The organism is Nocardioides ferulae, from assembly GCF_003660455.1.
Taxonomy (GTDB): Bacteria; Actinomycetota; Actinomycetes; order Propionibacteriales; family Nocardioidaceae; genus Nocardioides; species Nocardioides ferulae.
On sequence record NZ_QZVR01000002.1, the window covers coordinates 93,175 to 112,222 of the forward strand.

Genomic DNA, 19,048 nt, shown 5'->3' on the forward strand with positions numbered 1-19,048 from the left:
GTGGTCGAGCCTGCCGAGACCCCCTGCCCCGGTGGTCGACCGCGGCCTGTAGAGGAGATCGTGACCTTTTCGTGACCTCTGAAGCCTCGGAAAGTGGTGGGAATGCACGTTCGACTGTCGGTGGTCACTGATCTACTAGACCCATGATCGAAGCAGTGGACGAGATGTCGATGACGAGGTCCTCGACGCCGCCACCGCCCGCGCGCACGCGATCCGCGACGCCGAGACCGACCTCCTCGAGCTCGCCCACCAGTGGGCCGTGCTGCACCACCCCGACCGCCTGAATCCAAAGGTGTCGGCGCGGCCGGGGCGGGAGAAGCCCAAGCTGTTCGGCGGCAAGGGCACGCCCATGGTGAGCGAGTTCGCGGCCGCGACCTTCGGTGCGCGGATCGGGCGCTCCTCCTACGCCGGCGCGCAGTTGATCGCCGACGCCCTCGACCTCCACCATCGCCACCCCCAACTGTGGGCCCGGGTCCAGGCCGGGGAGGTCCGTGCCTCCTACGCCCGCCACGTCGTGACCAAGACCCGCGACCTCGAACCCGACGAAGCCGCGTTCGTCGACGCTGGGGTGGTGGAGTCGGCCGACGGCCGCATCCCCTGGTCCCGGTTCGAGGCCCTGGTCGAGGCTAAGGTCGCCCAAGCCGCCCCCGCCACCGCGCGGGAGAAGGAGCTCAAGGCCGCCCGGGCGAGGTTCGCGAAGAAGGTCCACGGCGAGGCGCACGGGATGGCTTCGTTCCTGATCCGCGCCGATGTCGCGACTATCAACGCCATCGACGCCGCCATCACCGCCCGCGCCGACCAGCTCGCCGCCGCTCGGCCTGATGACCCGCTGCTCGCGACCGACGACGAGCGCCGGGTCCACGCCGTCCTCGCCCTCGCCACCGGCGCCGACCCCGAAGCCGACGCCACCACCGAGACCAGCGACCTCCTGCCTGCCGTGCAGCTGCACATCCACTGCTACGGCGGCCGCGAGGGCGAGGGCATCGCCCGGGTCGAGGGCCACGGACCAGTCAGCGAGGCCTGGATCCGCGACCTCCTCGGGCCCCGAGCGAAGTTCCGCATCCAGCCCGTCCTCGACCTGGCCGGCCAGGCCCCGGTCGATGCCTACGAGATCCCCGAACGCCACCGCCAGGCCGTGCACCTGATGACCCCCGCCGACACCTTCCCGTGGGGCTCATCGACCAGCCGCAGGCAACAGATCGACCACACGAAGGCCTACGACCCCGGCGGTCCACCCGGCCAAAGCCGTATCGGCAACTACGGCCCGATGACCACCAGCCACCACCGCCTGAAAACCCACGGCAACTGGGACGCCAAGCAACCCTTCCCCGGCATCTACCTCTGGCGCGACCCCCACGGCGGCTTCTACCTCGTCGACCACACCGGCAGCCGCCGGCTGCCCGACACCACTGCCGCCTGAAGGCGATCGCGGCGGAGGGGCGCGGACGGAAGGCGCTGATCTGGTCGGCTGCGGACTGCGTGAAGTGGGAGCCCCCTATGCCCTGCTGGCGGATACCGTCTGCTTCGTGGAGGGTGAGCCGAGTCCGGGCGTCCAGGCGCTGTGGCCGAAGAGGCTGTATGCCAATCTCAGTGCGGACGGTCCGCTTCCGACCCAGACCGTGGCAGAAGTTCACCGACGCCTCGCCTCATCCCTGCCTCCAGCATGACGAAGCGAAGCACGGCGGTGCGCCACGTCGCGACCGAATGGCTGGGCAGGAACCCCCGCCACCTCATGCCTCAGGGCCGCACCGAGATGATCCGGTCGTCGTCCTTGGTCGGCTCACCGCGTCCGTCGCGGTTGCTGGTGGTGACCCACAGGGTGCCGTCGGGGGCGACGGCGACGGTGCGCATCCGGCCGTACTCGCCGGCCAGGAACGGCTCGGGCTTGCCGGCGCCCCTGCCGGTCACCGGCACCCGCCACAGGCGTTCGCCGCGTAGCGCGGCGAGGTAGAGGTAGCCGTCGGCGAAGGCCAGGCCGGAGGGGGAGGCCTCGGCGACGTCCCAGGTGGCCTGCGGGTCGGTGAAGTCGAGGTCGGTCTGGCTGCCCTGCGGCATGCCCTCGACCTCGGGCCAGCCGTAGTTGGCTCCCTTCTCGATCAGGTTCAGCTCGTCGAAGGAGCTGTCGCCGAACTCCGAGGCCCACAGCCGGCCGGCGTCGTCGAAGGCCAGACCCTGCACGTTGCGGTGGCCCCACGACCAGACCGGACTGTCGAACGGGTTGCCGGGGGCAGGGTCGCCGTCGGGGGTGATCCGCAGGATCTTGCCGGCCAGCGAGTCGCGGTCCTGCGCCAGCGAGGGCTCGCCGATCTCGCCGGTGGAGACGTAGAGCAGCCCGTCGGGGCCGAACAGCAGCCGGCCGCCGTCGTGGATGAAGCCGTTCGGGATGCCGGTCAGCACGTCCTGGAGCTCGCCCAGCCCGCCGCCGCGGAGCTCGGCGCGCACCACCCGGTTGTCCTCGGCGGTGCTGACGTAGAAGTAGAGCAGCCGGTCGCTGTCGAAGTCGGGGGAGACCGCCACGCCGAGCAGCCCCGCCTCGACGTTCGGCTCGGTGATGGCGATCGTGCCGAGCTCGCTCACCCGGTGCTTCGGGCCGCTCAACAGCAGCACCCGGCCGCTGATCCGCTCGGTGACCACCGCGTCGCCGCTCGGCAGGAAGGCCAGCCCCCACGGCACCTCCAGGCCGGAGGCGATCGTGCCGAGCACCCTCGGCGGTCGGTCGGGGCGATCGCTCTTCGGGCCGCTCGAATCGTCGGTGGCCGACGGCGACCCGGTGGGGGAGTCCGACACCGACGGCACCGGCGTGCCGGTGACGCTCACGTCGACCTCGTTGCCGCCCTGCGAGCAGCCGACCAGCACCCCTGTGGTTAGCAGCCCAACCATCGAACTCGAGAGCAGCCCGGGCCGGCGCCGCACCTCAGCCGTCCCGCTCGTTGCGCTCGGCCCGCTCGGCCCGCTCGGCCCGGTTGATCAGTTCGAGCAGGTGGCGGTGCACCTCGTCGGGCTGCTCCAGCGGCAGGAAGTGGCTGCCGCGCAGTTCGACGTACGTCGCGTCGTCCATCCGCTCCGCCGCGCTCGCCAGGTGCCGGTGACCGGCCATCAGGTCGTAGCGCCCCGAGATGAACACCGCCGGCACCTTGACCCGGCTCAGCGAGACCCGCGGGTGCTCCGAGGCGCGCAGCGCGGAGTGGAAGTACCAGTCGACGGGGGTGCGCAGGAACTCCGCGACCGCGCGGGCGCCTGCCTGCTGGTCGGGCATCGGGAACATGAACCCGGTGTGGCTGAGCACCCCGATCGTCTTCGTGCCCACCGGCAGCCGGCTCGTGACCGGCGTGACCGCACGCCCCCCGAGCTTCAACGCCCGCGACAGCCCGCGGACCGCGACCTTGGCCACGGGCATCGGCACCCGGAACGGGCCGAGCATCGTCGCGAACGTGTCGCCGGGCACCCCGGCGACCGCGCACAGGCCGCGCACCCGCTCGGGGTGCTCGGCGGCCAGCTCGAACATCGTGTTGACCCCGATCGACCAGCCGAGCAGCACCGCCTTGTCGATGCCGAAGGAGTCCATCACCGACAGGGCGTCCTCCACCATCACCTCGACCCCGACCCGGTCGGGGTCGGTCGGCCGCGCCGACCCGCCCACGCCGCGGTGGAACCACGACACCACCCGCACCCCGCAGTCGGGACGCAGCAGCGCCGGCCACACCCACGGGTTGGTCCCGAGGCCGTTGCACAGCAGCACGGTGGGTGCGCCGGAGGTGCCGTCGGGGTCGTTGGTCCACGCCCGCAGCCGGGTGCCGTCGTCGGAGAGGACGTCACGGTAGGCGAGGGAACGTTGGGTGGCGGCCCGGGCCGCGGAGGTCGGCATGCACCGATTGTGCCCGAGCCGCCCACGGTTCGGGGCCCGGCCGGTTCCGGCGACCGGGCCCCGAGGGTCAGCCGTGCGCCGCCTCCGCGAAGGGTGCGGCGGCGGGTGGCAGACCGAGGGTGTCCTCGGCGGCCCGGCCGAAGCGGGCGGCGAGGAACTCCTCCACCTCGACGTGCTCCGCACGCCGTTGTGCGAGCACGGTGGAGGCGATCATGGCGTTGCGTCGAGCCTGCTGCTGGGCCTGCACCGACCAGCGGTCGAAGCGGCGGGTGGCGGGCTGGAGGACCGGACGCAGGGCGACGCGGGGCAGTCGGGCGGCCAGGAGGAGCGAGGATCCGAGCATCTGCGACTCCGTGGGGCTGGGTGGGAGGTGCTGACGGGCCCCCAACGCTAGGCAGCGCATGCGACCCGGCGGTCACCGTCGTGTGACGAGTCCGTGAACGAGCTCGAGGGACCGGCCGGTGCCGGTCAGTCCGGGACCGGCTCGGCGATCGCCCGCCCGCTGCGGGTGGCGCCGATGCTGGCCGCGACGACGCAGGCCATCGCCAGCCACTGCCAGCCCGAGAGGAACTCGGCGAGCACCAGCATCCCGGCCAGCGCCGCCGCGGCCGGCTCCAGGCTCATCAGGATGGAGAACACCGCGGGGCGCAGCGTCCGCAGCGCCACCAGCTCGCAGCTGTAGGGGATGACCGAGCTGAGCAGTCCGACCGCCGCCCCCAGCAGCAGCACCCGCCCGTCGACCAGCTGCTCCCCGCCCCCGCCGACCGCGAGCGGGGTCAACAGCACGGTGGCCACGACGCTCGCCACCGCGAGCCCGTCGAAGCCGGCCCAGTGCCGTCCGGTCCGCGCGCTCAACAGGATGTACGCCGCCCACGCGGCGCCGGCGAGCAGTGCGAAGAGCACTCCCGCGACGGTCAGGGCCGCGCCCTCGAAGCCGAGCAGCAGGACGCCGATCGCGGCGAGGGCCACCCACAGCAGGTCGCGCGGGCGTCGTGAGCCGAGCACCGCGAGCGTCAGCGGCCCGACGAACTCGATCGTCACCGCGACCCCGAGCGGGATCCGTGCGAACGACTGGTAGATCGCCCAGTTCATCAGCCCCAGGCTGAGCCCGAACCCGGCCACTACCCACCAGTCGGCGGCCGAGCGGCCGGCCAGCCGCGGCCGGGCCACCGCGACCAGGACCAGCGAGCTGGTCGCCAGCCGCAACCACACGATCGTGGTGGGGTCGACCTCGTCGAACAGGCTCTTCGCGACCCCGGCGCCGAGCTGGACCGACGCGATCCCGGCGAGCACCAGCCACACGGGGGAGAGGACCAGCCCGGGCGATGACTTTCGGGTGGTCACCGGGTCAATGTAGGGAATGCGACCACGAGTGCGCCGAGGGGGACGCCCCCGGCGCGGGACGGAGAGCCGGATGGGCGAGCGCACGGTGTTGATGATCGGCACCCGCAAGGGGCTGTGGCTGGGCACCTCGGACGAGGAGCGGCGAGAGTGGCAGGTCACCGGTCCGCACTTCGCGATGGAGGAGGTCTACTCCTGCCTGGTCGACGCGCGTACGCCGCAGGGTCGCCCGCCGCGGCTCCTCGCGGGGGCGTCGTCGAGCTGGCTGGGGCCCGCGGTGCGCTGGTCCGACGATCTCGGCGAGACCTGGCAGGAGACCCCCGGGGGCGGCGTCCGGTTCGCCGAGGACGCCGGGGCCAGCGTCGAGCGGGTCTGGCAGCTGACGCCGGGCAGCGAGCCGGGCGTGGTCTTCGCCGGCACCGAGCCCGGGGCGGTGTGGCGCTCCACCGACGGCGGCGAGACCTTCGCGCTCGAGCAGGCCCTGTGGGACCACCCGCACCGTGCGGAGTGGGGCGCCGGCTTCGGCGGTCAGGCGTTCCACACGATCCTGCCGCACCCGTCCGACCCGGCCTCGGTGACCGTGACGATCTCGACCGGCGGCGTCTACCAGACCAGCGACGGCGGGGGCTCGTGGGCGCCGCGCAACCAGGGCATCCGGGCCGACTTCCTGCCCGAGGACCAGCGCTTCCCCGCGTTCGGCCAGTGCGTCCACAAGGTCGCCCGGCACCCGGCGCGCCCGGAGCGGCTGTTCGCGCAGAACCACGGCGGGGTCTACCGCTCCGACGACCACGGCGCCTCCTGGGTCGACATCGGGGCGGGGCTGCCCAGCGACTTCGGGTTCCCGATGGTGGTGCACCCCCACGAGCCGGACACGATCTTCGTCTTCCCGCTCGACGGCGGCGAGGGGCGCTTCCCACCCCACGGCCGGGCCCGGGTGTGGCGCTCGCGCGATGCCGGCGGCAGCTGGCAGGAGCTCGGTGACGGGCTGCCGGACACGTTCTGGGTGGCGGTGATGCGCGATGCCATGTGCACCGACGACCACGAGCGGGCCGGGGTCTACTTCGGGGGTCGCAACGGCTCGGTGTGGGGGTCGGCCGACGACGGCGAGAGCTGGCGGGAGGTGGTCAGCGGGCTGCCGGACGTGATGACCGTGCGCGCCGCCGCCCTGCCGGGCTGACCGGCGTACGCCGTCCGGGCGTACCCGTTCGGCTCAGTCGGGCGTGCGGTTCGGGGAGAGCAGGCCGTCGTCCGGCCCCAGCGAGATCGCCGGGAGCTCGCCGGTCTGGTCGGCGTCGGTCGGATCGCGGTGGCGCACCGGGTCGGGCACGCCGGCGGTGATCCTGGTGCCGTCGGCGCGGACCCCGCCGGTGCGCGGGTGCTTGCCGAGCCGGGCGGTCTGGCGCGGGCCGCGGCAGTCCATCTCGAGGCGCAGCGTCTCGCCGGGGAGCATCACGTGGTCGACGCCGCGCACCGTGAGGTGGAGCTCGTGGGAGTGCACGAAGCCGGGCCCGTCGTCGGACACCCCGGCGCCGCGCGGGCCGTCGCACTCCAGCGAGAGGCTCAGCGCCTCGGCGGTCAGCTCGACCGACAGCGACAGGCCCCGGACCCGCAGCCGGTAGCGCATCGCGGTCCAGTCGTCGGGCAGCCGCGGGTCGAAGGAGAGGTGGCCCTCGTGGTCGCGCAGCCCCCCGAACCCGAAGACCAGCGCCTGCCACACCCCGCCGGCTGAGGCGATGTGCACCCCGTCGACGGTGTTGCGGTGCAGGTCGAGCAGGTCGACGAAGAGCGCCTCGCGGAAGTAGTCGGCGGCGGCGATGCGGTAGCCCACCTCGGCGGCCATGATCGACTGCACCACCGGTGAGAGCGTCGAGTCGCCGGTCGTGATCGGGTCGTAGTAGGCGAAGTTGGCGAGCTTCTCGTCGGGGCTGAACCGGTCACCCTGCAAGAACATGGCGAGCACCACGTCGGCCTGCTTGAGCACCTGGAACCGGTAGAGGACCAGCGGGTGGTAGTTGAGCAGCAGCGGCAGCAGGTCCTCCGGGGTGCGGGAGAGGTCCCACGCCTCGCGGTCGAGGAACGAGTCGTCCTGCGGGTGGATGCCGAGCCCCGCGTCGAACGGGATCGTCATGCCCTCGGCGCACGCTCGCCACTCGGCGACCTCCTCGTCGGTGAGGCCGAGCCGTGAGACCACCAGGGCGTACGACGAGGGGTACTTCTCGCGGACGTAGTCGACGATCTGGACGGCTTTCTCCAGGTTGAACCGGGCCATCACGTTCGTGAACAGGTTGTTGTTCACGACGGTGGTGTACTCGTCCGGCCCGGTGACCCCGTGGATGTGGAAGGTGCGCTCGCCGTTGTCGTGCCAGAAGCCCAGGTCGGCCCACATGCGCGCGGTCTCGACGACGACGTCGATGCCCTCGCGCACGGCGAACCCCTCGTCGCCCGAGACCCAGACGTACTTGGCGAGCGCGAAGGCGATGTCGGCGTCGATGTGCACCTGTGCGGTGCCGGCCGCGTAGTAGGCCGAGGCCTCCTCGCCGTTGATGGTGCGCCACGGGAACATCGCGCCGCGGTTGGCCATCTCGGCCGCCCGCTCGCGCGCGGCGGGCAGCATCCGGGTGCGGAAGTGCAGCACGTTGCGGGCCACGTCGGGGTCGGTGTAGCTGAGGAACGGGACGACGTAGACCTCGGTGTCCCAGAAGTAGTGCCCCTCGTAGCCCGAGCCGGTCACGCCCTTGGCCGGCACCCCCATCTGGTCGGAGCGGGCCGTCGCCTGCGCGAGCGAGAACAGGTTGAACCGGATCGCCTGCTGGGCCGCCGGGTCACCGTCGACCTGCACGTCGGCGCGCTCCCAGAAGCCGTCGAACCAGGCGCGCTGCTCCCGCTGGTAGTGCTCGACGCCGTGGCTGGCGGCGCGGGACAGCGTCCGCTCGCAGCGGTCGGTCAGCTCGCGCACGGGCACGCCGCGCGAGGTGTGGTAGGCCACCACCTTCTCCAGGCGCAGCGTCGAGCCCTCGGTGAGCTCGGCGCGCAGCACCAGCTTGGCCAGGTCGTCCTCGTGGCGCAGCAGCACGTCGTAGTCGGACTCGCACTCGACGCGGTGGTCGGCGCCGACGGCGAGGGTCATGCCGGAGCGGGCGCACCGGTAGCCGAGCATCAGCCGCTCTCCGGCGGCCTGCGACAGCTGCGGCAGCAGCACCCGGTCGGTGAACACCGAGCTGCGGCGCGGGTCGAAGCCCGACCCCATGGCCGCCGACGGCACGTGGTACTCGTCGCGGCCGTCCTGCCGGTTGAGCAGCTGGGAGGAGAGCACGATCGGCGCGTCGCCGGAGAGCATGGTGATCTCGAAGGTCATCATCGCCAGGTGGCGCTCGGTCATCGACACCATGCGGGTCGTGTTGATCCGCAGCCGCTTGCCGGCGGGAGTGCGCCATATCAGGCTGCGCCGCAGGATGCCGTCGCGGAAGTCCAGGCTGCGCTGGTAGTGCTCGAGGTCGGCGGTGGCGAGCAGCAGCGGCTCGTCGTCGACGTAGAGCTTGATCACCTTCGCGTCCGGGACGTTGACGATCGTCTGCCCGGTGCGGGCGAAGCCGAACGCGGCCTCGGCGTGCTGGATCGGCCAGGTCTCGTGGAAGCCGTTGATGAACGTGCCGTGGGTGTGGGAGTCGCGGCCCTCGTCGGGGTTGCCGCGCATGCCGAGGTAGCCGTTGGCGACCGAGAAGAGGGTCTCGGTGACGCCCAGGTCGTCGGTGCGCAGGTCCTCCTCGACCAGCCGCCAGGGGTCGAGCGGGAACCGGCCCCGGTCGATCGGGTCCGCGGGGATGCGGCGGCGCCTCACCGGACGGCCCCGGTCTCGGCCCCCGGCACCAGCACGGCCAGGTCGGCGACCACCGGGTCGGCCCCGGCCGCGCGCAGCGCGTCGCCCGCGCCCCGGTCGACGCCGATCACCAGCCCGAAGCCGCCGGCGACCCCGGCGCGGACGCCGGAGACGGCGTCCTCGAGCACCACGCTGAGCGCGGGCGTCGTGCCGAGCAGAGTCGCGGCGTGCACGAACGTGTCGGGCGCCGGCTTGCCGGGCAGCCCCTCCCGATGGGCGACCCGGCCGTCGACGACGGTCTCGAACCGGTCGGCCAGGCCGGCCGCGGCCAGCACCGCCGGGGCGTTCGCCGAGGAGGAGACCACCGCCAGCGGCAGCCCGAGGTCGCGCAGGTGGTCCAGCAGCGCCACCGAGCCGGGATAGGCGACCACCCCGTCGCGCTCCAGCACCACGTTGAACGCGTCGTTCTTGCGGTTGCCCAGGCCCCGCACCGTCACCTGGTCGGGCGCGTCGTCGCTGGTGCCCTCGGGCAGCTCGATCCCCCGTGAGACCAGGAAGTCGCGGACCCCGTCGTAGCGCGGCTTGCCGTCGACGTGGGCGAAGTAGTCGGCGTCGGTGTAGGGGGCGGTGTCGACCGCGGGGTCGGCCCCGTAGGCGCTGAGGAACTCGTTGAACATCTCCGCCCAGGCGCGCATGTGCACCTCGGCGGTCGGGGTCACGACGCCGTCGAGGTCGAACAGCACCGCCTCGAAGCGCGTCCAGTCCACCGGGCGGACCTCCGGGTGTCGGGTGTTCACACGTCCGAGGCTAGGGGAGCCGTGGTGGGCGCGTGGGACCTCTCCCGATCGCGGTGTGAGAGCCGCGCCACCGGCCGAGGCCGACGATGCTCAGTGCGCCAGCTTGAGGCCGATGATGCAGGCCACCAGCCCGGTCAGCAGCAGCACCCGGACCATGCTCACCGGCTCGGTGCCCGTCGCCATGCCCCAGGCGACGGTGAGCGAGGCGCCGATGCCCACCCACACGGCGTACGCGGTGCCGGTGGGGATCGCGCGCATCGCGTAGGCCAGGCCGCCCATGCTCAGCGTCAGCGCGACGGCGAACAGCACCGACGGCGCGAGCTTCGAGAACCCCTCGGACCTGCCAAGGGCGACCGCCCACACCGACTCCAGCACTCCCGACACCACCAGCACGAGCCACGCCACGATGACCTCCTGGTGGCCGTCTTGTCGCGTGCCGGGTACGGCTCCCTCGTCCGGTGAGCCGTGGGTGGCTCGGGGCCCGAGCCTACCTTCCTCGGGCGTCGTAGATGGACGGACACAACGCCGGCCAGCGGGTCCGCGCCAGGCGTGGACCCGCCGCTTGGTCGGGGCTTACGTCCGTCGATCTACGAGCGGACGCTCACGGTGAGCCGAGGCGCAGGGCGATGCCGCGGATGTGGTCCTCGCCGTCGAGGAACAGCGTCACGCCCCACCACTCCATGCAGGAGTCGGTGACGTCGCGCGGTGCGGTCAGGCTGAGGGCGCGCAGGCCCGCCAGCTCGGGGGGAGCCTCACCCTCGCCCGCTGGGCAGGTGCCGGCGACGCCGCGGGTCAGCTCGTAGTAGCCGCCGCTGGCCGCCACCACGTCGAGCGCGGAGAACGGGCCGCCGCGCTCGGCGTACGTCGTGTGGAGCTGCCAGGCGGACAGGTCGGTGCGTGCTGCCTCGTCGAGGTTGGTCCCGGCGAGCCCGTCCTCGATACCGGTCCACACGGCTCCGGGCGCGAACGGCGCACCGAGCGTCGGGTCGGCGGCGAACCGGTAGAAGGCGCGGGCCAGGGTGGCGTCCGGGCCGGTGACCGGGCCGAGGTCACCGTCGACGGGTTCGCACGGTCCGCGGAAGCGCGCCAGGTCGAGCGCGGCGGTGCGGATGCGCACCGTGGTGCCAGGCCGCAGCGGCGTCCCGGGGTCGGGGTGCTGGAACGCCACGGTCTCGGGGCGGGTGCCGCAGCGCACCGTGACCGGCCGGCCCCAGGCGGAGGAGAGGCCGAGGTCGTGCCTGGCCTCGATCCGGCCGAGAGCTCGGCCGGCCAACGTCTGGGGCATGCCGATCAGGTCGGGCATCAGCACCGGGTCGGCGCTCGGCGACGCCTCGGGGGACTCCGGGCTGCTGGCCGGGGTGCTGGTGGGTGCGCTGCTCTCGGGCTCTCCTGCGGACGGGGTGTCGGAGTCCGACGACCCGCACGAGGCGAGGAGCAGCAGCGTGCAGACGGTGGTGGCCCAGCGCAGTCGCATGGCCCTCATCTCCTTCTTCCCTCACCGGTGGGATGCGGGCCGAGGACCGTTGGTTGCCGGGGCGGGGAAGCAGCTCAGGACCGGAACAGTCTGAAGCTGAACCCCGGTGCGGCCTCGGCGCGCAGCCGCTCGAGGAGCGCGGTGCCGGCCTCCTGGTGGTCGGCCTCCGAGAAGTCGGCGTCCAGGGGCCGCCAGGCCTCCTGCCACGCGGCCAGCTCGGAGATCAGCTCGTCGGAGATGCCGAGCTCGGCGCGCAGCGCCGCCCGGTCCTGGATCATCGTCACCTTTCCCCGCCGCCTCCAGAGCGGGAAGTCGACGCCGTATTCGCACATCATCAGCACGCGGCGGGTCATCCACGCATGCTCGCACGTCGCCGCTGCTCGCGCCGCCGACATTCGTCGGGGTCGGTGATCAACCCCGCCCTGCCCGGCCCACATCCCGACCGCGCGCCCGCAGCGGCGTACCCCCACCACTAGGCTCAGCCCATGACCCAGCAGGACCCTTCGCAGCGTCCCCCGGCCGGTGCCGGACCCGACATCAAGCCCCGCTCCCGCGACGTCACCGACGGACTCGAGCGCGCGGCGGCCCGCGGCATGCTCCGGGCGGTAGGCATGGGTGACGACGACTTCGCCAAGCCGCAGATCGGCGTCGCGTCCAGCTGGAACGAGATCACCCCCTGCAACCTCTCGCTCGACCGGCTCGCGAAGGCGGTCAAGAACGGCGTGCACGCCGGAGGCGGCTACCCGCTGGAGTTCGGCACGATCTCCGTCTCCGACGGCATCTCGATGGGCCACGAGGGCATGCACTTCTCGCTGGTCTCCCGCGAGGTCATCGCCGACTCCGTCGAGACCGTGATGATGGCCGAGCGGCTCGACGGCTCGGTGCTGCTCGCCGGCTGCGACAAGTCGCTGCCCGGCATGCTGATGGCTGCGGCCCGCCTCGACCTCGCCAGCGTGTTCCTCTACGCCGGCTCCACGATGCCCGGCCAGGTCGACGGCCAGGACGTCACGATCATCGACGCCTTCGAGGCCGTCGGCGCCTGTCTCGCCGGCAAGATGAGCCGCGAGCAGGTCGACAAGATCGAGCGCAACATCTGCCCCGGCGAGGGCGCCTGCGGCGGCATGTACACCGCCAACACCATGGCCGCGGTCGCCGAGGCCCTCGGCATGTCGCTGCCCGGCTCCGCCGCCCCGCCCGCCGTCGACCGGCGCCGCGACGGCTTCGCGCACCGCTCCGGCGAGGCCGTCGTCGAGATGCTGCGTCGCGGCATCACCGCCCGGCAGATCATGACCAAGGAGGCCTTCGAGAACGCGATCACCGTGGTGATGGCGCTCGGCGGCTCCACCAACGCGGTGCTCCACCTGCTCGCGATCGCCCGCGAGGCCGAGGTCGACCTCACCCTCGCCGACTTCAACCGGATCGGCGAGAAGGTGCCCCACCTCGGCGACCTCAAGCCGTTCGGCCGCTACGTGATGAACGACGTCGACAAGATCGGCGGCATCCCCGTGGTGATGAAGGCGCTGCTCGACGCCGGCCTGATGCACGGCGACTGTCTCACCGTCACCGGCAAGACGATGGCCGAGAACCTCGAGGCGCTGGCCCCGCCGGCCCTCGACGACGACGTGATCCGCAACCTGGACCGGCCGATCCACGCCACCGGCGGCATCACGATCCTGCACGGCTCGCTCGCCCCCGAGGGGGCCGTGGTGAAGTCCGCCGGGTTCGACGAGTCGGTCTTCACCGGCACCGCCCGCGTCTTCGACGGCGAGCGCGCCGCCATGGACGCCCTCGAGCAGGGCCGGATCGTCGCGAACGACGTGGTCGTCATCCGCTACGAGGGCCCCAAGGGCGGTCCCGGCATGCGCGAGATGCTCGCGATCACCGGCGCCATCAAGGGCGCCGGGCTCGGCAAGGACGTCCTGCTGATCACCGACGGGCGGTTCTCCGGCGGCACCACCGGCCTCTGCGTCGGCCACATCGCCCCGGAGGCGGTCGACGCCGGCCCGATCGCGTTCGTCCGCGACGGCGACACGATCACCCTCGACGTGCTCAACCGCACCCTCGACGTCGAGATCGACGGGACGCCCGAGGAGTGGGAGGCCCGCAAGGCCGGCTGGCAGCCGAACCCGCCGAAGTACACCCGCGGCGTGCTCGGCAAGTACGCCAAGACCGTGCAGTCGGCCGCCCACGGCGCCGTCACCAGCTGACCCAGAACCCACGAGGGGCCCCGGCCGCCGGCCAGGGCCCCACGTCTTCTCGGGTTGTCTCCCACCGTCACTGGACGGCCACTCATGCCTGCAACATCGACGGGCTCAGCGGTCGCTTGACGGCATCCGAGGCAAAAGGTCGAGCAGACTGCTCAGCAGGCTCCTAGTACTTGAACCCGCCGACGAGTCGTTGCATCTCGGCGGCCATGCGGGCGAGCTCTCCGGCCGCTTGGCTGGTGGAGTTGGCGGCTGCGGTGGTGTCGCCGGTGGTGCGGGCGACGCCGGTGATGTTCTGGGCGATGTCGCCCGCGCCCAGGGCGGCCTCGTTGACGTTGCGGCTCATCTCGTTGGTGGTGGCGGTCTGCTCCTCGACGGCCGAGGCGATGGTGGTCTGGGCGTCGCTGATCTCGGCGATGATGGTGGAGATGTGGGCGATGGCCTGCACGGCGGCCTCGGTGTCGGTCTGGATGGCCTGGATGCGGGTGCTGATGTCCTCGGTGGCGCGGCTGGTCTCCTGGGCGAGCTCCTTGACCTCGTTGGCGACCACGGCGAAGCCCTTGCCTGCTTCGCCGGCGCGGGCGGCTTCGATGGTGGCGTTGAGGGCGAGGAGGTTGGTCTGTTCGGCGATGGAGGTGATGACCTTGACGACGTTGCCGACCTCGATGGAGGACTCGCCGAGTTTGGCGACGGTGGTGTTGGTGGACTCGGCGACTTCGACGGCTTGAGTGGCGACGCCGGCGGCGCTGGTGGCGTTGGTGGCGATCTCGCGGATGGAGGCGGACATCTCTTCGGTGCCGGCGGCGACGGTCTGGACGTTGCGGGAGACCTGTTCGGCGGCGGCGGAAACGAGCTCGGTCTGGGTGGCGGTCTCGCCTGCGGAGCCGGACATCTGGTTGGAGACCGCGGAGAGCTCTTCGGCGGCGGAGGCGAGGGATCCGGCGTTGTCGGCCATGTTGGTCATGGCTTCGGCGAGGCGGTCGCTGGCGGTGTTGAGGGCGGTGGCCATTTGGCCGACTTCGTCTTTGGAGTCGAGGTCGAGGTGTTGGGTGAGTTCGCCGGCGGCGAGTCCGCGTAGGGCGGTTGCGGTGGCCACGATGGGTCCGGCGATGCGGCGGGCGACCAGGAGCGACAGGCCGAGCGTGAGGAGCAGGCCCAGGCCCAGCACGACGTACGTCGTGGTGCGTGCGGCGGCGTAGGTGGAGCTGGCCTCCTCCACCGCGGCGTCCGCGGTCTCGCTGGCACTGACCTCCAGCGCGGTCAGTGACTCGTGCATCGCGACCGCGAGCGGCTTGACCACGTCGTTGCGCAGCTCGTAGAAGGCATCCATCTTCTTCGCCCGGGCCAGGTCGAGCAGCTCGCCGCTGACCAGCGTCTCGTACTGCGTCCAGCTGTCCCGGAAGTCGGCGAGGTGCTGCGCGTCCTGCGCAGAGAGGTCGTTGGAGCGCTCGAAGTCGTCGAGGGAGGCGTTGACCGCCTGGACGTCGGCCAGGTAGGCCTCGTGCTCCGGCCCCTCCTCCTCGGCCATCTCGTCGGCCAGGCCGTCGAGTCGCGTCTGCAGGAAGTTCTGGCGGATCAAGGCGGTCTCACGCACCGGGTCCAGGCCGTCGTGCTTGATCAGCTGGGCCTGGTCGGCCACGGACCCCATCTGGGTCACGGCGAGCTGGCCGACCGACGCCGCCAGCACCAGGCCGAGCGCCGCGACGGCGAGGACCTTCGTGCGCAGCCTGCGGTCGTCGAACCAGCGCACGGCGCGTCGCCCCTTCCGCGATGTGGTCGGTTCCGGCGGGGCAGGGGTGCTGACGGACATGCGTGGACTCCTCGACGCTTCGACGACCACCGGGCTGATGGTCTCGACGGGCGCCAGATCCGATGCCGCGGTCCGTGGGGGCTCGCGGCCCGGCCGAGACTGGCCTCTCCCTGGCTGACCCATCGACCCGCCTGGGGGTGTCATGACCCGGACCAGGTAAAATCTGCACGGCACCGAGGGGCCCCGGCCGTCCGGCCGCCGTCGATCCGCACCGGGCAGCCGGCGGGGCCGGCCACATCCGTGACCGTTACGGATCTAGGAACACCTAGGGTGTCCGCCATGACTCGGCAGGGGCAGGCGCGTCGCGGCCCGGGGATCCGGTGACCGGCGGAGGAAGGCCGGAGCCCCGGGGGCCGATCCTGTTCCTGCTGGCGCTGGTGCTGACCGGGCTGCTCGTGGTCGCCTGGGGTGCGGCGCACCCCGACGCGGTCCTCGGCGGGCAGCCCCGGGCGGGGGAGCCGGAGCCACGGACACCGGTGGGGATGGGCTGGACGCCGGGTCGACCCGATGCCGCCGCCGACCCCGAGGACGGGTCGGAGGAGACAGAGGAGTCGGCGGCTGAGGGCCCGGACCAGCCCGGCGACAGTCCCCAGTCGGAGGCCGACACCGACGCGGGCTCCGGCGAGCAGGCCGTCCTACCGCACGGTGGCCGCCGCATCTTCGCCGGCAACCGGTTCCTGGTGGCCTACTACGGCACGGCGCAGACCGGCGCGCTGGGAGTGCTCGGCGAGACCGAGCCCGAGCAGATGCAGCACCGGGTACGCCGCGCCGCCCGGCCGTTCCGCCGCCCCGGGCAGCCGGTGCAGATCGTCTACGAGCTGATCGTGACGATCGCCGACCGCACCCCGGGTCGCGACGGCGACTACAGCCACGACATCCCGCGCGCCGAGGTGCGCCGCTACGTCCGCGCCGCGCGGCGGCACGGCGCGTTGCTGCTGCTCGACCTGCAGCCGGGCCGCTCCGACTTCGCCACGGTCGCCCGGCGCTGGGCGTGGGCGCTGCGGGAGCCGCACGTCGGGCTGGCGCTCGACCCCGAGTGGCGGATGGGCCCCCGCTCGGTGCCGGCCTCGGTGATCGGCCACGTCCGGCCCGCCGAGGTCAACCGCACCTCGGCCTGGCTCTCGCGCCTGGTGCGCCGCCACGACCTGCCCGAGAAGCTGTTCGTGCTGCACCAGTTCCGCACCTCGATGCTGCCCCGCATCGAGCGCATCCGGGACCGGCCCGGGCTGGCGATGGTGCAGCACGCCGACGGCTTCGGCACCCGCCGGCAGAAGCTCGACACCTACCGGGTGATCGCCCGACCCGGTCGGTTCACGATGGGGTTGAAGCTCTTCTACGACGAGGACCGCAACCGGATGGGTCCCGCGGCCGTGCACGCGATCCGGCCGCGGGTGCGGTTCGTGAGCTACCAGTGACCGGCCGGTGACCCGGCAGGATGGCCGGGTGACCTCCACCGCTGCCACGCCCGCCACGCCCGCCGGGCTCGACGCCGCCGACCCGCTGGCGGCCTACCGCGACCGCTACGTCGGGTCGGAGACCCCGCTGGTCTACTTCGACGGCAACTCGCTGGGCCGGCCGCTGCGGGTCACTGCCGCCCGCCTCGCCGAGTTCGTCGACGAGGCGTGGGGCGGACGGCTGATCCGCGGCTGGGACGAGGAGTGGCTCGAACTGCCCACCCGGCTGGGCGACACGATCGGCCGGGTCTGCCTGGGGGCCGCACCGGGGCAGACGATCGTGGCCGACTCGACCACGGTGCTGCTCTACAAGCTGCTGCGCGCCGCCGTCGACGCCCGGCCCGAGGGCCGCACGATCGTGCTCGACCGCGACAACTTCCCGACCGACCGCTACGTCGCCCAGGGCGTCGCCCGCGAGTGCGGCCTGACGCTGCGCTGGGTCGAGGTCGACCCCGACGGCGGGGTCACCCCCGAAGCGCTCGCCGCCGCCCTCGACGACGAGCCCGCCGTCGTCCTGCTCAGCCACGTCGCCTACCGCTCGGCCTGGCTGGCCGACCTGCCCGCCCTCACTGCGATCGCCCACGACGCCGGCGCGCTGGTGCTGTGGGACCTGTGCCACTCGGCCGGGGTGGTGCCGACCGCCCTCGACGAGGCCGGCGTCGACCTCGCGGTCGGGTGCACCTACAAGTACCTCAACGGCGGTCCCGGGTCGCCGGCGTTCTGCTACGTCGCCGACCGCTGGCAGGAGGAGCTCGCCCAGCCGGTCACCGGCTGGATGGGCGCCGCCCTCCCCTTCGAGATGGGGCCCGACTTCCAGCCCGCGCAGGGCATCCGGAGGATGCTGTCGGGCACCCCGCCGGTGGTCGGCATTCTCGCGATGCGCGACCAGCTCGCGCTCCTCGAGGAGGTCGGCGTCGACGCGGTGCGCGCCAAGTCGGTCGCGTTGACCGAGCAGGCGATCGCCTGGGCCGAGGAGCTGCTGGGCGAGCACGGCGTCCGGCTGGCCTCCCCGCGCGACCCGGACCGTCGTGGCGGCCACCTCACCCTCGACCACCCCGACATGCGGGCGGTCACCGCCGCCCTGTGGGACCGCGACGTGATCCCCGACTTCCGGGCGCCGCAGGGCCTGCGCCTGGGGCTCTCGCCGCTGTCGACGTCGTACGACGAGCTCTGGCGCGGGCTGGAACTGGTTCGCGAGGAGCTGGCCCGGCTGGCACGGTAGACCCATGACCGTGCGCTTCCCCCGGCCCCTGACCCCCGGCGACCGGATCGGGGTCACCGCGCCCTCCAGCGGCGTCCAGACCCCTCTGCGGCCGCGGCTCGACTTCGCCGTCGGCTGGCTCCGTGAGCGCGGCTACGAGGTCGAGGTCGGCGAGTGCCTCGACGGCGACACCAGTCACGTCAGCGCCCCGGCCGACCAGCGGGCGGCCGAGCTGTCCCGGATGCTCTGCGACCCGCGGATCCGCGCGGTCGTGCCGCCCTGGGGCGGCGAGACCGCGATCGACCTGCTCGACCGGCTCGACTGGGACGCGCTCGCCGATGCCGAGCCCACCTGGCTGGTCGGCTTCAGCGACCTCACCACGCTGATGCTGCCGATCACGCTGCGCCTGGGCTGGGCCACCCTGCACGGCGCCAACCTGATGGACACCCCCTACACCGCGGTCGACGGGCTGGCGCACTGGACCGAGGTCGCCGCGGCCACGGGGCCGCTCACCCAGCGCGGGAGCGGCCGGTACCGCAGCAGCGGCTTCGACCGGTGGGAGGACGACCCGACGACGACCGGCTACACCCTCGACGCGGAGGGCACCTGGGAGGTCGTCGGCGGCGGGGGAGTCGACGTCTCCGGACGCCTCGTAGGCGGCTGCATCGAGACGATCTCGAACCTGACCGGCACGCCGTACGGCGATCTGCCCGGCTTCGGCCGCGAGCACGCCGACGAGGGGCTGATCGTCTACGTCGAGGCCTCCGACGACCCCGCGCTGGAGATCTGCCGCAACCTGCACGGCCTGCGGCTGGCCGGCTGGTTCGACGACGCCGACGCGATCCTGGTCGGGCGCACCCGGGCGCCCTCCTCGAGCCCCGCCACCGGCGAGTTCACCCAGCGCGACGCCGTCCTCGACGCGCTCGGGGGGCTCGACGTGCCGATCGTGCTCGACGTCGAGTGCGGTCACGTGCCGCCCTACCTGCCGCTGGTCAACGGCGCCCCGGCCCGGGTGGTCGTCGACGACCGGCGGCGGGAGATCACCCAGACCCTCGGCTGAGCCCGAGCCTGAGCCCGGGCCTGGC

17 protein-coding genes and 1 riboswitch are annotated in these 19,048 nt (G+C 72.7%); of the genes, 6 read left to right on the forward strand and 11 right to left on the reverse strand.

Translation table 11 applies throughout. The features are described from left to right. Positions 1-124: 124 nt before the first annotated feature. The gene (locus D6B71_RS22605; protein ID WP_164519528.1) at positions 125-271 is read right to left on the reverse strand and encodes a hypothetical protein; all 147 of its coding nucleotides are present in this window, start codon (positions 269-271) and stop codon (positions 125-127) included. 21 nt (positions 272-292) lie between these two features. On the opposite strand from D6B71_RS22605, the gene D6B71_RS03495 reads away from it, so the two are divergent. Further along, on the forward strand, positions 293-1,420 hold the full coding sequence (locus D6B71_RS03495) for a hypothetical protein (RefSeq protein WP_121252090.1): 1,128 nt from the start codon (positions 293-295) through the stop codon (positions 1,418-1,420). 317 nt (positions 1,421-1,737) lie between these two features. Here the strand turns inward: D6B71_RS03495 and D6B71_RS03500 are convergent, their stop codons facing one another. The 4 genes from D6B71_RS03500 to D6B71_RS03515 all read right to left on the reverse strand — a co-directional run bounded on the left by D6B71_RS03500 (position 1,738) and on the right by D6B71_RS03515 (position 5,209). Next, complete coding sequence (locus D6B71_RS03500) at positions 1,738-2,880, reverse strand: PQQ-dependent sugar dehydrogenase (protein ID WP_121252903.1); 1,143 nt, start codon at positions 2,878-2,880, stop codon at positions 1,738-1,740. A 34-nt stretch (positions 2,881-2,914) separates the two neighbouring features. Continuing rightward, positions 2,915-3,865, reverse strand: coding sequence for an alpha/beta fold hydrolase (locus tag D6B71_RS03505; RefSeq protein ID WP_121252092.1), 951 nt, complete (start codon positions 3,863-3,865; stop codon positions 2,915-2,917). 67 nt (positions 3,866-3,932) lie between these two features. After that, entirely contained in the window at positions 3,933-4,208 is a 276-nt protein-coding gene (locus D6B71_RS03510; RefSeq protein ID WP_121252094.1) for a hypothetical protein, read from the reverse strand. Between the two features lie 125 nt (positions 4,209-4,333). After that, entirely contained in the window at positions 4,334-5,209 is an 876-nt protein-coding gene (locus D6B71_RS03515) for an EamA family transporter (RefSeq protein WP_121252096.1), read from the reverse strand. A 70-nt stretch (positions 5,210-5,279) separates the two neighbouring features. Between D6B71_RS03515 and D6B71_RS03520 the strand changes: the two genes are divergently transcribed. Continuing rightward, positions 5,280-6,383, forward strand: coding sequence for a WD40/YVTN/BNR-like repeat-containing protein (locus D6B71_RS03520; RefSeq protein ID WP_121252098.1), 1,104 nt, complete (start codon positions 5,280-5,282; stop codon positions 6,381-6,383). A 33-nt stretch (positions 6,384-6,416) separates the two neighbouring features. Here the strand turns inward: D6B71_RS03520 and D6B71_RS03525 are convergent, their stop codons facing one another. The 5 genes from D6B71_RS03525 to D6B71_RS03545 form a co-directional block, all read right to left on the reverse strand. Further along, positions 6,417-9,044: a glycoside hydrolase family 65 protein gene (locus D6B71_RS03525; RefSeq protein ID WP_240641043.1), complete on the reverse strand. Its 2,628-nt coding sequence runs from the start codon at positions 9,042-9,044 to the stop codon at positions 6,417-6,419. Next, the gene (locus D6B71_RS03530) at positions 9,041-9,820 is read right to left on the reverse strand and encodes an HAD family hydrolase (protein ID WP_420846288.1); all 780 of its coding nucleotides are present in this window, start codon (positions 9,818-9,820) and stop codon (positions 9,041-9,043) included. Before D6B71_RS03530 ends, D6B71_RS03525 begins: the two co-directional genes overlap by 4 nt. A 90-nt stretch (positions 9,821-9,910) precedes the next feature. Continuing rightward, a complete protein-coding gene (locus tag D6B71_RS03535) occupies positions 9,911-10,225 on the reverse strand; it encodes a DMT family transporter (protein WP_121252102.1) in 315 nt (104 codons plus the stop codon). Between the two features lie 11 nt (positions 10,226-10,236). Then, positions 10,237-10,301: riboswitch (guanidine-III (ykkC-III) riboswitch) on the reverse strand. 120 nt (positions 10,302-10,421) lie between these two features. After that, positions 10,422-11,294, reverse strand: coding sequence for a PASTA domain-containing protein (locus tag D6B71_RS03540; protein WP_121252104.1), 873 nt, complete (start codon positions 11,292-11,294; stop codon positions 10,422-10,424). 74 nt (positions 11,295-11,368) lie between these two features. Beyond that, positions 11,369-11,647 (reverse strand): hypothetical protein, encoded by a 279-nt coding sequence (locus D6B71_RS03545; RefSeq protein WP_121252106.1) that lies wholly within the window; start codon positions 11,645-11,647, stop codon positions 11,369-11,371. Positions 11,648-11,779: 132 nt separating this feature from the next. Here D6B71_RS03545 and ilvD point away from each other — a divergent pair, with 132 nt between their 5' ends. Then, on the forward strand, positions 11,780-13,501 hold the full coding sequence (ilvD, locus tag D6B71_RS03550) for a dihydroxy-acid dehydratase (RefSeq protein WP_121252108.1): 1,722 nt from the start codon (positions 11,780-11,782) through the stop codon (positions 13,499-13,501). 163 nt (positions 13,502-13,664) lie between these two features. Here ilvD and D6B71_RS23725 read toward each other — a convergent pair whose 3' ends face one another. Then, positions 13,665-15,308, reverse strand: coding sequence for a methyl-accepting chemotaxis protein (locus D6B71_RS23725; RefSeq protein WP_121252110.1), 1,644 nt, complete (start codon positions 15,306-15,308; stop codon positions 13,665-13,667). Positions 15,309-15,628: 320 nt separating this feature from the next. Between D6B71_RS23725 and D6B71_RS03560 the strand changes: the two genes are divergently transcribed. Genes D6B71_RS03560 through D6B71_RS03570 form a run of 3 tightly spaced genes read left to right on the forward strand, consistent with a single transcriptional unit; the run spans position 15,629 to position 19,023 of the window. Next, positions 15,629-16,723 (forward strand): hypothetical protein, encoded by a 1,095-nt coding sequence (locus tag D6B71_RS03560; RefSeq protein ID WP_121252112.1) that lies wholly within the window; start codon positions 15,629-15,631, stop codon positions 16,721-16,723. Positions 16,724-16,751: 28 nt separating this feature from the next. After that, a complete protein-coding gene (locus tag D6B71_RS03565; protein ID WP_164519529.1) occupies positions 16,752-17,984 on the forward strand; it encodes a kynureninase in 1,233 nt (410 codons plus the stop codon). Positions 17,985-17,988: 4 nt separating this feature from the next. Beyond that, positions 17,989-19,023 carry a S66 family peptidase gene (locus D6B71_RS03570; RefSeq protein WP_121252116.1) on the forward strand — a complete coding sequence of 345 codons (1,035 nt, stop codon included), beginning with the start codon at positions 17,989-17,991 and terminating at the stop codon, positions 19,021-19,023. Positions 19,024-19,048: the final 25 nt, after the last annotated feature.